Raw genomic sequence first — 13,653 nt, 5'->3', positions numbered from 1 at the left:
GTCCGGACTCACGCAATTTATTCCAACGCCCCGCGGCAACTTCGCAGAGGATGGTGAACTTCTGTCGCCACAGTGCCAACGATTAATCCCCAAAGATCTGTGCCTGTCCGATCTTGCAATTGGTTGTATTCATTAAGTCGTACCTAGTTCAAATGATATTTGGGTGTATTCATTTGGCTCTGTGAGCTGCATTCCTGAGTTATAGCAAGTGTATTCATAGATGCATACATGAATGAATACATTATTGAGATTAAATTAGATGTTTATGCTGAAAATAAGTAACTAGCATTTCTGGAAGGCCTGTTAGTTTTCAGTAATCATTTTCAAAAATAACAAACTTATTTTTAACCGAATAATGTAAATTTGATAGTTGTTCTATCTCTCGCTTCAGCCTAGGTACTTTGGCACATACCCACCAGCCTTCTTTAGGCTTCAATATTTTGTCTTGAGAAAGTTTTTCATTTTTATAATCTGCTAGTTCTGAGCTAAAGCCTTCTGCTTTTACACTAATATCCCATTCAACCTTAAAAACGGTTCTAGTACTTGAATTGTTTATAAAAACTTGAAGTGGGTAATGCTCTTTACAGCTTTCTGGAGAATATTCAATGTTGATTGTAACAGCATTCTTTGCCTCTTCATTTTTCCAATCATCATAGTAAGTATACCCACCAATTACACCGAAAATTAGCAGCACAACTCCTGCAAGTGTAAACATTTTCTTTGGCGAAAAGATGAAAAGCAAAAGTACAATCACAGCGGCAAACCATACCATAACGCATCCCTTTGTATATTTCAGTTACATTCAGACAATTGAAATAGGTATTTATTTTCAATTGATTATGTTTGTTTGTCTTAACATTGAAGAGTCATCTCCTTTGTGTGTCAATAAATTGCAATCTCAAACAGTTTATAAAGTATCTTATTCCCAATCTCATTCGTTTAAAATGATTTACTCAACAACCTGATCTCAAAGCGGGTGGATTGTGACTGCTTGTGATCGTGCATTCCAACATTGATAGATAATGTATGTGAAAAAATTTAGACGGGGTTCGACTCCCCGATATGTTTTGCACACTCAAGATAGTTTAATGAGCCACCCATGGCTAAATTCTCTGTATTTTAAACCAACAGGTTACGCAAATGCTCGAAAGGTGAGTCATGGTGATTTGCGAGGCGACCGTCCGCCCCATGGACGGGGCGGTCGAGCATCCAAGGATGGACTGGCTGCGTGTCGGTGAGCGAATGCCATGACTCATCTATACGTTGATACCTGCAAACACGAAGACCCCTACAACGTAAATCCCAGATGACTCAGTACAATTAACCAACACATATTTGACCCATTAAAAAACCAGTAAAGATAACCTCTACTGGCTTTTGGGTTCATGAAAATAGGTCTAGATTTATAACTAACTCAAACTCATCTCAAAACTGGCCTAACGCTTTGGGCTATGACTTCTTAGGAAAAATCGGATAGGACTCAGTGCCTAACACTTTGCCATCAACAGTGAGACCATAGTAATCGCTGTCATTGTGGTATTTCTCCTGCGCTTGCTTCACATCCCCCTTGTTACGTGGGTCCTGCGGACGCTCGTGGGAGTTGATGTAAGCGGCAACATCCCAAGCCTGTTGGTTCGTCAACTGCATACTCTTACCAAAGGGCATGTTTTCATAAATGAAAAATGCGGCAGTATTGACCCTGTGCATTCCCGCTCCCCAGTTATAACTTTGAGATCCCCACAGCGGCGGCAGTGCATACACACCCGCAATGGCTTGACCTTGCCCATCAACACCATGACAAGTTTGGCAATGGGCGACATACACGGCTTTACCTCGTTCAGGTGAATAGGCTTGTTCGGGTTTTGGGATCTCAGGATAAGCTCGACCCGGCAAGTTAGCACGTTGCTCAACTGTCATCGCCTTAGCTAATGCCTCTGGTAGTGGGAAGTCATCCCGCTTAGCACCTTTGACTAACTCAGCATCACTGATCTCAGGAACAGGGCCACTGATATTAGCCTCATCCATCAAGCCGCCCATGCCTAACCAATAGGCGTAGGCAGAAAGCGCCACTAACTCAGGGCTACCTGATGCAGGGGCTTTACCATTCATCGAATAGTTAAAACAGCCTTGGATGCGTTCTTCAAAGCTACTGACTTTATTGTCTTTTTTACGATACGCCGGATAAGCAAAATACGCGCCCCAAAGGGGTGATGCATTGGCTTTACGGCCTGCATCCATATGGCAATTGGTACAGTTAAGCTCATTACCCACATACTTATCACGCAGCTGTTGGGTATTCACAAACAGTTGATAACCTAAACGCACTTTATCACCAAAGGCGCCTTCGGGAATCGCACTCAAAGGTCTAGGGGTAAGATAGGTTTGATCTGCTACCTTAGGGAAAGAAGGCAGCGGAGCTTGCTTATCTGGGCGTTCTTGTACTGGCTCAGTTTCAGCTTGCGCCTGAACGGTTAACGACCCCATCGCGGCCAGTAATAACATTGCGGAATATTTCATGGCCGGCTCCTTATTTTAAATTCGCAAAGTAGTTGGCTAACGCATCAATCTCGGCGACGGTGAGCTTATTCGCGACGCTCCCCATCATGCCATCGACATCACCTTTACGTGTTCCCGACTGCCATGCTAATAATTGCGTTTTGATATAACTCGCCTGTTGACCTGCTAAGCGAGGAAATAAGCCGCCACCTAATGCAGAAGGACCATGGCAGGTCACGCAGGCTGGTAAACCACGGGACCAATCACCTTGATAGGCTAAACGGGCGGTATCATCATTAAAAACAACTTGTTCACCGCGGATAACAGGCTTGACTTCATTGGCAGGCTTAGCTGAAAAATAGCTCGACACTTGCTCAATACCGTCACCTTGGAGCGTCATTGCCATCGGCATCATGGTCGCGTTTTGGCGAACGCCCGCTTGGAAATGCTGCAATTGTGTCGAGATATATTCTTTAGATAATCCCGCTAATCGAGGGCCGAGTGGTTCAATACCCTCACCCCCTGCCCCATGGCAAGACACACATAACTGCGCAGCTTGTGGCATAACGTTCATCGATTGTTTGTCAGAAGGCTCGGCGGCAGCGGCATAGCCGCTACATAGCGTTAAGCCTATGACTAATGTTTTAATCTTCATGTTCTATCCTTGAAGAGAATTAAGCTCTAAAGCATAGGGGTTATTGTTATTTATGTTTGTGCTCACACACTAAACCCATTTTTAAATCAGCCGCTCATTTTTAAAACAGCCAATAAATGAGCCTTAACATTCATTAAGAGTCACTTATTGTTCAATTCAAACGGGATAAATTTACCTTACTCTGTACAAGGTTAAGCTGCAAGCCTTCAAGACTTAATGGCCTGCTCAATAACCAAATCGCGTCGATTCGAAACGATTCAATAACTTATGTATCAAATAGCATAAAAGTAACGTGCCAACGATAGCGATTAAAATACTGCTCACTCGATATAAGGCACTGAAGATTAAGTCGTTACCTGGGGTCAAATACTGCCCAAACAAAATCCCTAAGGTGGTCATAGCACCAAAACCGACACCTGAGCCATTCGCCTCGCGCACATGGGCTTGGCTAAAAATCATCAGTCCAATCCACAACAAGGGCACAACTAACATCAATAGCCCTGACCAATCATAGAGCAGCAACTGCACGAGTATCCCAAACGACACCCCCAACAGGGTGCCTATGGCGCGCTTACGGGCATAGTCGAGTGCACCATTCCAATGCATAGGAAACAATAGCAAAAGAGTAGTCGCTTGAGCCGACATCGAATCCCGCAGATCAAATATTTGGAACACCAGAAACGATGCCGTCGCTATGGTCGCGCCGAGCAAGGCTTCGTGGCGCATTCGATGCGGCGCCTTAGGCCCAGGTTTGTAAGCCGCTCTTGGTTCCACATCGGGCCAGAGTGCCGTCATAGCGTAGGCGATAACTACTGAAAGTGCTGTCGCCCAAAAATTACTGAAAACTAAGTCGTTTAAGTCAACGCCGGGATAGCTTGCAAAGTGCAGCATGATACTGAGACTCAGCACACCGTTGGCACCAAAGAGAAACAAACTGCCGCGGGACATGGCCGCAAAGCGGTATAAAAATAATAGGAAAACGATGGGAGTCATCATGCCGGGATGGCTGCCAAAGAAACCGCCGAGTAACCCAACCTCTAACCCAGCCATGGCAGATGAAGCCAATAATTGGCGCATAGCATGACCATTCATCACTGGCACTAATCCGAGTAGTAGCATAGGTGTCACAGTGAAAAAGACTCCATTGCTCCAACCAAAAATTTTACACAGGGTAAAACCTAAGGTCGCGCCAGTCGCAATCCGTAAACACTGGCGTAAATCGTTGGCCGTCAATGGGCTATGGCGTAGTAACATGCTCGTCGCCTTGTTCTATCGATACATTAAATGAGGATGTTTAGCTGGCTTATGCTGCGTTCACACTTATGTTGCTTTGAAGCGTTCACTCAAGCGACTCGTGGCAAATACAAACCACCGCGAGTCACTCGTGCTCGTCAACACAGATAAGTACTGATGGATATGCCGATAAATATGCTGGCAAATACGCTAGTAAACATTCTAGTAAATAGGCTAGTAAATATAGTGCAGCAGGCTGATTGCTTTAATTTGCACCTTAGCGAGCAAGCTAAACAGACTATTCTCGGGCAGCAGTTGCACGGTCGCGCGCGCACCCGCAGGTAAGCTGTTCATTGCCATACCATCTAACACTAGATGTAATCTCAATCTTTGAGCATCACGTACCCAACGGTCCGATTCCTGTGGCGCGGCTAAACGGCCATTAGCATCGAATTGCCCAGCACTCACGCCCGCATCAACACTGCTCACCGTCGCCCGATATAAACGCCCAGGTTCGCCATCGAACGCAATCAAAGCGGTCGAAGAAGCATTCACGCCACGCAGGCTCTTCTCGCGAAAATCGGCAATAATATCCACTTTATCCGATACCACGGCCAACAGAGGTTGCCCCACGGTCGCAAAACTACCGACTTCTAACTGCAGGTTAGTCACTATCCCATCTTGATCGGCACGTATTTGGGTGTAAGACAGATTAAGCTCAGCTTGAGCTAAATGGTTTTGCGCCTGACGCACTTTAAGATTCTCTTCGCCATAACTGCCACGACTCACTTTGAGTTTTTCTAAACGGGCATTGGCGGCAAGCAAATTGGCTTCTGCTGCTGCGGCATCACTATCGGCTAGCTCCTTTTGCTGCTGCGATACACCATGGGTGGCATACAGGGCATCGAGACGTTTAGCCTCGCTGCGTTTTTGTTGTGAGGTGGTTTTATTGGCATTGACCTCGGCCTTAGCAGCCAGTAGCGAGGCATCTAACTCAGCATTATCTTGACGGGCTTGCTCTAAGGCCAATTTAGCTTGCGATACCGCTAACTCATAGGGCGCGGGATCGACTTGAAACAACAAATCACCCTTGGCAACCGCTTGGTTATTGGTTACAGCTATGGTCTGGATTTTACCGCTGATCTGCGGCGTCACTTTCGTCACTACACGGGTCGCCATGGCTTGAGGCGTCAATGGCATCATAGTGTCGGCCAGCATGAAATAGCCAAAAACCATCACAAAGCCAAACATGGCAAATTTTACTAAACGGGCAAACTGTTGATCCGGTGTCATCTTCTTTCTCACAAAATGGTGTCTGTAACCTTGGTTAATTTGGCGCTGGCGTTGTCGCTGATCAGGCTAATAATGCGTTCAAATTCGCTCAACTCTTCGGCACTGATCCCGCCTAATAACTCACGGCGCACTTGAATAATCCGCGCTTCCATTTGCTTTAAAACATCTAATCCCGCTGGCGTCAGGCTCACAATCCTTGCCCGCTTATCTTTGTCACAACAATGACGCTCGACTAGACCTTGCTCTTCTAATTGCCCTAAGGTGCGCATTAACGAAGCCAATTCAATTTCTAAGGCATCGGCCAACACTTTTTGGCTAACACTGTCGCCTAAACGCAGCAGTTTCCATAGGGCAGTCCAACGGGGATGAGTTAATCCTAAAGGTGCCAGCTCAACATCGGCCACGGTACGCCACAGTCGATGCAGACGGCCTAAATGCTCCGCCAGTGATAACTCTTTTAGTCGCTCTAATTCTTTTTGCATCTTGCTCACCCACTTAGTTAGCGTGCTAAGCATTATACTTAGTTAGCAGGCTAAGTAAATATTTAGGTCACAAATAGATCTGTGTCCAAGGGCACGAAACGAGCGTAAGAGGGAATAAATAACTTAAAAAGGTTCGCTCCCTCTCAAATCTTATCAAGTTGTATCTCTATAATATCAAAAGGATAAATTGAGTTGATTTGCACATGAATTGGAGGCTGTTTTGATAAATCTAAAAATTAGTACGAGGATCGTTATTGGGATCTGTCTATTACTGTTAACAGTAATGAGCTTTATCATGCCGCTCGTTCTCTCTGAATTCAGTCGCCAAGTTGCAGAATCCGAGCAAAGAGAACTCCATAAGATCTATGAAACCGCTGTTGCCGAGATAGCCTCATCGGGCAAATTAGCCGAAGCAATGGCAACCATCATCTCACTCACGCCAGAAGTTCAAAGCACCTTTGCAACAGGCGAGCGTGATGAACTCACCGCCCGTACCTTACCTATATTTACCCAACTTAAGCGCGATTTTGCGGTTCAGCAATTCCAATTTCATAGGCCACCAGCCACTTCTTTTCTACGCTTGCATCGTCCCGAAAAATTTGGCGATGATCTCACCAGCATACGCAAGACCATAGTTGAAACAAATAGCCAAAAGCGCCCTCTTTATGGCTTGGAATATGGAGTGGAAGGATTAGGTATTCGTGGTTTAGTTCCAATGAGTTACAACGGGCAACACACAGGATCAGTTGAGTTTGGCATGTCCTTCGGTCAACCCTTTTTTGATAATTTTAAACAAGCCTATCAAGCAGAAATTGCCCTCATCTTGCCAGATGATTCTGGATATAAGTTATTTGGCGCTACATTCACGCCTGATACCCAAGCGACAGATGAACTCAATAACGTCATGCAAGGCCATGAAGTCATACGCACTATTTCCTTAAATAACAAAACCTACGCCCTGTATCGCAACGCCATAAAAGATTATTCAGGAAACGTATTTGGGGTACTCGATATTGCGATGGATAGAACCCATTCAGAACAAGCGATAGCGGATATTCGCCTTAAGTTGATCCTTATCGGTTTAGTGGCTCTGGTCATTGGAACTGCCATTGCTTGGTTTATTGCCAAAGGCATTACTCGCCCTATCGCTGAAACCACCCAAGCCATGAATGATATAGCTAAAGGTGAAGGCGATTTAACCCGCAGAATCGCGGTAAAAGGTAAGGATGAAATTGCTGAATTATCGATGGCATTCAACCGCTTTGTAGAAAAAATTCACAACACAGTTTCCCACGTCGCCGACTCAACAAGCCTGCTCGCCACCTCTGCTGAAGAAATGTCGAGCATTACGCGGGAAACCCAGAAGATGGCGAGTCGTCAGCACCTCGAAACCGAGCAAGTTGCCACCGCAATGAATGAAATGGCCGCAACGGTACAAGAAGTTGCCCATAATGCGACCGATGCGGCCGATGCAGCCAATCATGCCAATGACTCAACCGAACAAGGCAAATTGGTTGTACAAAAAGTGGTAACCACTATCGCCATACTGGCCGAGGAAATAGCCACAGCAGCGAGTGAAATCAATGAATTAGAGCGTAATACCGCTGAAATCGATTCTGTACTTGTAGTTATCCGTAATATTGCCGACCAAACTAATTTACTCGCACTCAATGCGGCAATTGAAGCCGCAAGGGCGGGAGAACAAGGTCGAGGGTTTGCAGTCGTTGCCGATGAAGTACGCACTCTGGCGAGTCGCACTCAAGCATCTACGACGGAAATTCAGCAGATGATCGAAGCGCTTCAGCATAAAGCTAAGTCTACAGTCAATGCGATGGAAACCAGCACCCGCACCACCCAAAGCTGTGTATCCCAAGTTCACCAAGCGGGTGAAGCACTCGAAGCCATTACCCATGCGGTTTCCACCATTAGCCAGATGAATATCCAGATCGCCAGCGCTGCAAATGAGCAATGTGCGGTTTCGGCTGAGATTAATAAAAATGTTAATAACATCAATGATATTGCGACCAATGCGACAGATAGTGCGGTACAAACCGCACGCGCTGGCGATGAACTTGCCCAACTCGCAGCCCGTTTAACAACTTTATTAGCTCAATTTAGAATTTAAACAAAACGCCGCATTCGCTGCGGCGTTTTTATTAGCTTATTTTATAAAGTTTTATTTAGGACGCACGCCTAAAGTGTGGCAAATCGCGTAGGTCAATTCGGCGCGATTTAAGGTGTAGAAATGGAAATCCTTCACACCTTCGCGGGACAGCACTTTCACCATGTCGATGGCCACGTTTGCCCCCACCAATTGGCGTGTACCCGCATCGTTTTCTAGGCCGTCGAATTGCTTATGTAACCAATTCGGTAACGACACATTGGTCATGCCCGCGAAACGTTTTAGCTGGGTAAAGTTAGTCACAGGCAAGATGCCCGGCACGATTTCAACGTCGATACCGGCGGCAACGCAGCGATCACGAAAACGCAGGTAAGATTCCACATCGAAGAAAAACTGGGTAATAGCACGGCTAGCGCCCGCATCAATCTTGCGCTTAAGGTTGATCAAATCCGCCTGTGCATTACTCGCATCGGGATGCACTTCTGGATAGGCCGCAACGGAAATATCAAAGTCAGCCACAGAGCGCAGTAAACGCACTAAATCCACTGCAAAACGGGTTGGCTTTGGGCTGCCCGCAGGTAAATCACCCCGCAGTGCCACTATGTCACGAATGCCCGACTTCCAGTAATGCTTAGCCAGTTCTAATAACTCTTCATCGCTGGCATCCACTAAGGTTAAGTGCGGCGCGGCAACGAGGTCGGTTTCCTGTTGGATACGTTCAATCACGCCATGGGTGCGGTCGCGAACACCAGAGTTAGCACCGTAAGTCACAGACACAAACTTAGGATTCAGCGGCTCTAAACGACGGATAGAGTTCCACAGTATCTGTTCCATTTCGGGGGTCGATGGCGGGAAAAACTCAAAAGAAACATTAATATCGCCATTTAGCTCAGACAAGCTTTGGTTTAGCGATTGTGAATGTTGTGCGTGATGAAAAGCCATGTGTATTTCCTCAACCGCCCTTGGCGCTACTCTTTGCTAGTATGAATTATTTCAAATGGACGTTTGGACGTCTATATGTCCATATACTAGAGAAACTGAGATGTAAGTCAAGCCCAAAAATACCCATAAACCGCATTTAATCTCGGTTAATTCGATAGATTTATTCTAGCCAATAAAAAAGGACTCGAATGAGTCCTTTAAGCTGCTGAATTTCAGTCTACTCTTGCAAGAGATCGCGACAGATCTGCGTCAGATCCGACTGCACCGCCGCCGCTGTCACTTCGCGTCCGGCGCCCGGTCCACGGATGATCAGCGGATTACCTTGGTAGAAGACACTGCGGATCACAAACACATTATCACCAGGGGTTAAGTTGGCGTAAGGGTGATGGGTATCGATCCACTGCAAACCCACTTCGGCCTTGAGCTCTGGGCCGCTGTTGTCTAAGGATGCCACATATCTGAGCACCTTATTTTGCTCCGCCGCCGCACCATACTGTTGCAGCAGATCAGCATCTAACTCGGCAATGCGGGCAAGAAATTGATCTAAGGGAATATCGGCCAAATCGGCTGGCACTAATGAGCGTAATTCAATATCTTCGAGCTCGATTTCAAGGCCAATTTCACGGGCCAAAATAAGCAGTTTACGCTGCATATCTCGGCCGGAGAGATCGTCGCGGGGATCGGGTTCAGTAATACCTAAGCCTCTGGCTTCAATCACTAATTCAGAGAAAGGCTTGCTGGTGTCGTATTTCTCAAACAACCAACACAGGGTGCCGGAGAAAATCCCGCCCACGGCTTCAACGCTATCACCGCTGTTACGCAGATCATTTAACGCATGTTGGATAGGCAAACCTGCGCCGCAACTGGCGTTATAGCGCCAAAATAAACGACGATTACCCAGTTGCTGCTTTAACTCACGGTAGAAAGGCAGTGGTCCCGAACCAGCGAGTTTATTCGCGCTCACCACATGTATGCCACGCTCGAATAGCTCTGGATATTGCAGCGTCAAACTAGCGCTAGCACTGATATCTAAGGCCACCAGCTCATCGCAGTTAACCCGTTCTAATTGCTCGAACAAATGCTCGTACTGCCAAGGCGTTGCTTCAGTATTAAACTCTGTTTGCCACGCGGCAAGATTAATGCCAGTGGATTTAATCAAGGCTTTACTCGAACTAACTAAACCAACTAACTCAACGCTAGCTTCGAGTTCATGATCCAGTGATGGCGATACCGACTTAAACAGATCAATCCAAGCCTCACCGATATTACCCACACCGAGCAGCAGGACGCCAATGCGTTTACGCGGCCCAGCGCAGCGACGGTGGACTTTTTGGGTTAACAGATTCACCTGTGACTGAGGCACTAACGTCACTAAACTTAAATCACCACTGAACAAAGGTTTAGCATCACGGCTCAGTAAACGGGCAAAGCTGCGACGATAATGTTCGGCGTCGGCACTCACTAATGCGACTAAACCAAAATCTGTATTGATCTGCTGATCGCTGATCCCGAATGCTTCTGCCTCGGCATCGAGTAATCTTTGAACTTGTTTTTGATTCTCAGCGGTATAGGCAAGTTCAACTCTTTGATGGGCAGAGGTCCAATGGGCCAATGGCGTTAAACCCGCGGCAATCAATAAATCTAATAAACGAGTTAACGCCCCTGTGAGTTTAAAGCCGAACAGGACAACAGCATTGAGGTTAGTCAACACAGGCGCGCTCGCCGACGAACTGTGGGGCGCGATTAAGGTAAAGTCGGTGTGGGACGCATAACTTGAACGCACCGCTAAGCTCACTTCGGTATTGAATAGCGGCTGCAAAGTGCGCGAATGCAATACTGGCGAGCCCAAACGCGCTAGGCGATCGGCTTCGGCAAGTGACATGCTTTTTAGTAACTTGGCATCGTTGATTTTATTAGGATCGGCGTTGAACACTCCTTCCACATCGGTCCAAATGGTCACGCGCTCGATATCGGCAAGGCTGGCAATCAGGCTGGCACTAAAATCTGAACCATTACGGCCAAGTAATAGGGTATCGCCACGCTCGTTAGCACAGATAAAACCTGTGATCACTAAGCGTTCATTGGGATGCGCGGCTAATAGGGCTTGTACTTTAGCGCGGGATTCTTGTACCCGAATTTGCGGCACAGCGGCTTCATCGGCCACTAAAATTGAACAGGCATCCACATGGCTTGCCGCAACGCCAGATTCGCGCAGCAGCGCCGCCATTAAACGTGCCGACCAACGTTCGCCAAAGCTCACCACATGGTTGATTTGATATTCGTTGCGCTCGTCTAAGGACAACAAGCTGATGAGTTGCGCTTTATCAGTGGCCAAACGCTCACGCAGATCGCGGGCTTGTTCATTCGACAACAACTGCTCAATCAACCCCTGTTGGTAGCTGATCAGCACTTGTAATTCTTCTTGCCATAGCTGACCCGCATCACGCAGCGCTAATAATTTATACAGGAAATTCGTGCTTTTACCCGCCGCAGAGACCACCACGAGATCATCACTATGACCGTGGGTTAACAGGATATGGGCGACTCGGCGATAACAATCGGCATCCGCTAAACTGGAGCCACCAAATTTATGTAAGTGACAACGTGCCATCTATTATTCCTCTACTGACAAGCCGCAACGGCGGCTAATCCTGCTTGAATATCTGCAACTAAATCGGCGGCATCTTCAATACCCACCGATAGACGCAATAGGGTGTCCTTAATACCAGCCTCGAAGCGCGCTTGCGGCTCCATGGCTCTGTGGGTCATAGTGGCGGGCACTGCCACTAAACTTTCGACGCCACCTAAACTTTCCGCCACGCTAAATAAGCTGAGTGCACCTAAAAAGGCCACGACTTCGGCCTCGCCGCCTTTGAGCTCAAAGCTCAGCATAGCGCCAAAGCCCTGTTGTTGCTTGGCCGCAATGGCATGACCAGGGTGATCCGCAAGACCAGGGTAATAAACTTTGCTCACCACAGGACTTTGCGTTAATACCTCAACAATGCGCTGGGCATTGGCTTGATGTTCACGAATTCGCACCGCTAAGGTACGCAGGCCGCGCAGGGTCAGATAACTGTCGAAGGCTGACCCCGTTAAGCCTAGAGTGTTCGACCACCAATGTAAGCTTTCACCGATTTGCGCGTCTTTAGCGACCACTGCGCCACCGACCACATCGCTGTGACCATTGATATATTTAGTGGTGGAGTGGATAACGATATCCGCGCCTAACAATAGGGGTTGTTGCAATATCGGCGATAAAAAGGTGTTATCGACCACCACCAGCGCGCCGACCTCATGGCTCGCCTTAGCAATGGCTTCGATATCTACCACACGCAATAACGGGTTCGATGGGGTTTCGAGCCACACCATCTTAGGATTCTGCGCAATGGAGGCGGCTAACGCTTGGCTGTCGGTTTGGTCGACCACAATGAGCTTAAACTGGCCTTTCTTCGCCAAGTTGGTAAATAAACGGTAGGAACCACCATAGCAATCATGGGGCACAACTAATAGGTCATCAGGGCCGAGCAAAGTGGTCACTAAGGTGATGGCCGCCATGCCAGTGCACGTCACTATGCCAGTGGCGCCCTTTTCTAATTGGGCTAATGCTTCACCTAAAATGCAGCGAGTTGGGTTGCCTGAACGACTGTAATCGAATTCGCGGGGATTTTTATGACCATCGAAGGCGTAATTAGTCGACAAATAAATCGGTGGCACAACTGCGCCATATTGAGTATCGCTTTCGATACCCTGACGCACTGCCAGTGTGGCTAATTGACGCTCTGCCATGGGTGGACTCCTAAATTCGGTAGACTGATAGAGATGTCTGGACGTCTAAATGTACCTAAGCCCAACGCCATCGTCAATAGGCGTGAAGACGTTTAGACGTCTGAACATAAAGAAATCTGTTTGCAATCACAAAGAAATAGTAGCAATAATTTGACTGTTCTTTGTAAGGGTTTAAAATCTGCCCCGAATTTAGCGTTATAACAGGTGAGTCAATGACTGAATGGAATGGGGAATACATCAGCCCCTATGCTGAACATGGCAAGAAGAATGAACAAGTAAAAAAAATTACTGTGTCTATTCCGCTCAAAGTGCTTAAGGTCCTCACGGACGAACGTACTCGTCGTCAGGTCAATAATTTGCGTCACGCCACCAACAGCGAGCTGTTGTGTGAGGCATTTTTGCACGCCTACACTGGCCAGCCATTGCCCAACGATGAAGATCTGTCAAAAGATAACCCAGACAGCATTCCCGCCGAAGCCAAGTTGTTGATGGATCAAATGGGAATCGAGTGGGAAGACATGGAATAGCGACTCGTCGCTTTCAAAGTCATATCACAGTGCTCATCAATAGGGATCGTTAACGATCCCTTTTTGTTTATACCCAAGCGACTTCAAACTTTAAATTTCACCATCTTGAGTTGGTTT

The 13,653-nt window shown here is 47.1% G+C and carries 11 protein-coding genes; 2 read left to right on the top strand and 9 right to left on the bottom strand.

The features are described from left to right. Positions 1-310 precede the first annotated feature (310 nt). From AAA952_RS11505 to slyA, 6 genes are all read right to left on the bottom strand, one after another. A complete protein-coding gene (locus AAA952_RS11505; RefSeq protein ID WP_338257130.1) occupies positions 311-772 on the bottom strand; it encodes a hypothetical protein in 462 nt (153 codons plus the stop codon). 677 nt (positions 773-1,449) lie between these two features. Next, positions 1,450-2,517 (bottom strand): c-type cytochrome, encoded by a 1,068-nt coding sequence (locus AAA952_RS11500; RefSeq protein ID WP_263256639.1) that lies wholly within the window; start codon positions 2,515-2,517, stop codon positions 1,450-1,452. 10 nt (positions 2,518-2,527) lie between these two features. Beyond that, positions 2,528-3,151: a c-type cytochrome gene (locus AAA952_RS11495; protein ID WP_338257126.1), complete on the bottom strand. Its 624-nt coding sequence runs from the start codon at positions 3,149-3,151 to the stop codon at positions 2,528-2,530. Between the two features lie 225 nt (positions 3,152-3,376). Then, the gene (locus tag AAA952_RS11490; RefSeq protein WP_113940046.1) at positions 3,377-4,405 is read right to left on the bottom strand and encodes a DUF2955 domain-containing protein; all 1,029 of its coding nucleotides are present in this window, start codon (positions 4,403-4,405) and stop codon (positions 3,377-3,379) included. Between the two features lie 213 nt (positions 4,406-4,618). Continuing rightward, positions 4,619-5,677: an HlyD family secretion protein gene (locus AAA952_RS11485; RefSeq protein WP_263172872.1), complete on the bottom strand. Its 1,059-nt coding sequence runs from the start codon at positions 5,675-5,677 to the stop codon at positions 4,619-4,621. An 8-nt stretch (positions 5,678-5,685) separates the two neighbouring features. Continuing rightward, the gene (gene slyA, locus AAA952_RS11480; RefSeq protein WP_220776938.1) at positions 5,686-6,159 is read right to left on the bottom strand and encodes a transcriptional regulator SlyA; all 474 of its coding nucleotides are present in this window, start codon (positions 6,157-6,159) and stop codon (positions 5,686-5,688) included. Positions 6,160-6,382: 223 nt separating this feature from the next. On the opposite strand from slyA, the gene AAA952_RS11475 reads away from it, so the two are divergent. Then, positions 6,383-8,284 (top strand): methyl-accepting chemotaxis protein, encoded by a 1,902-nt coding sequence (locus AAA952_RS11475; RefSeq protein ID WP_338257141.1) that lies wholly within the window; start codon positions 6,383-6,385, stop codon positions 8,282-8,284. Positions 8,285-8,335: 51 nt separating this feature from the next. Here the strand turns inward: AAA952_RS11475 and metF are convergent, their stop codons facing one another. The 3 genes from metF to metB all read right to left on the bottom strand — a co-directional run bounded on the left by metF (position 8,336) and on the right by metB (position 13,009). Further along, a complete protein-coding gene (gene metF, locus AAA952_RS11470; RefSeq protein ID WP_012088154.1) occupies positions 8,336-9,223 on the bottom strand; it encodes a methylenetetrahydrofolate reductase in 888 nt (295 codons plus the stop codon). A gap of 217 nt (positions 9,224-9,440) precedes the next feature. Beyond that, positions 9,441-11,834, bottom strand: a complete 2,394-nt coding sequence (locus tag AAA952_RS11465) for a bifunctional aspartate kinase/homoserine dehydrogenase II (protein ID WP_338257119.1) — start codon at positions 11,832-11,834, stop codon at positions 9,441-9,443. Between the two features lie 11 nt (positions 11,835-11,845). After that, positions 11,846-13,009, bottom strand: coding sequence for a cystathionine gamma-synthase (gene metB / locus AAA952_RS11460; RefSeq protein ID WP_338257118.1), 1,164 nt, complete (start codon positions 13,007-13,009; stop codon positions 11,846-11,848). 212 nt (positions 13,010-13,221) lie between these two features. Here metB and metJ point away from each other — a divergent pair, with 212 nt between their 5' ends. Further along, entirely contained in the window at positions 13,222-13,536 is a 315-nt protein-coding gene (gene metJ / locus AAA952_RS11455) for a met regulon transcriptional regulator MetJ (protein ID WP_105251319.1), read from the top strand. The last annotated feature ends 117 nt before the right edge of the window (positions 13,537-13,653 follow it).

The organism is Shewanella sp. M-Br (assembly GCF_036245925.1).
GTDB lineage: Bacteria > Pseudomonadota > Gammaproteobacteria > Enterobacterales > Shewanellaceae > Shewanella > Shewanella oncorhynchi.
The sequence above is the reverse complement of the archived record's forward strand: the minus strand, read 5'-3'. Positions and strand labels throughout refer to the sequence as shown.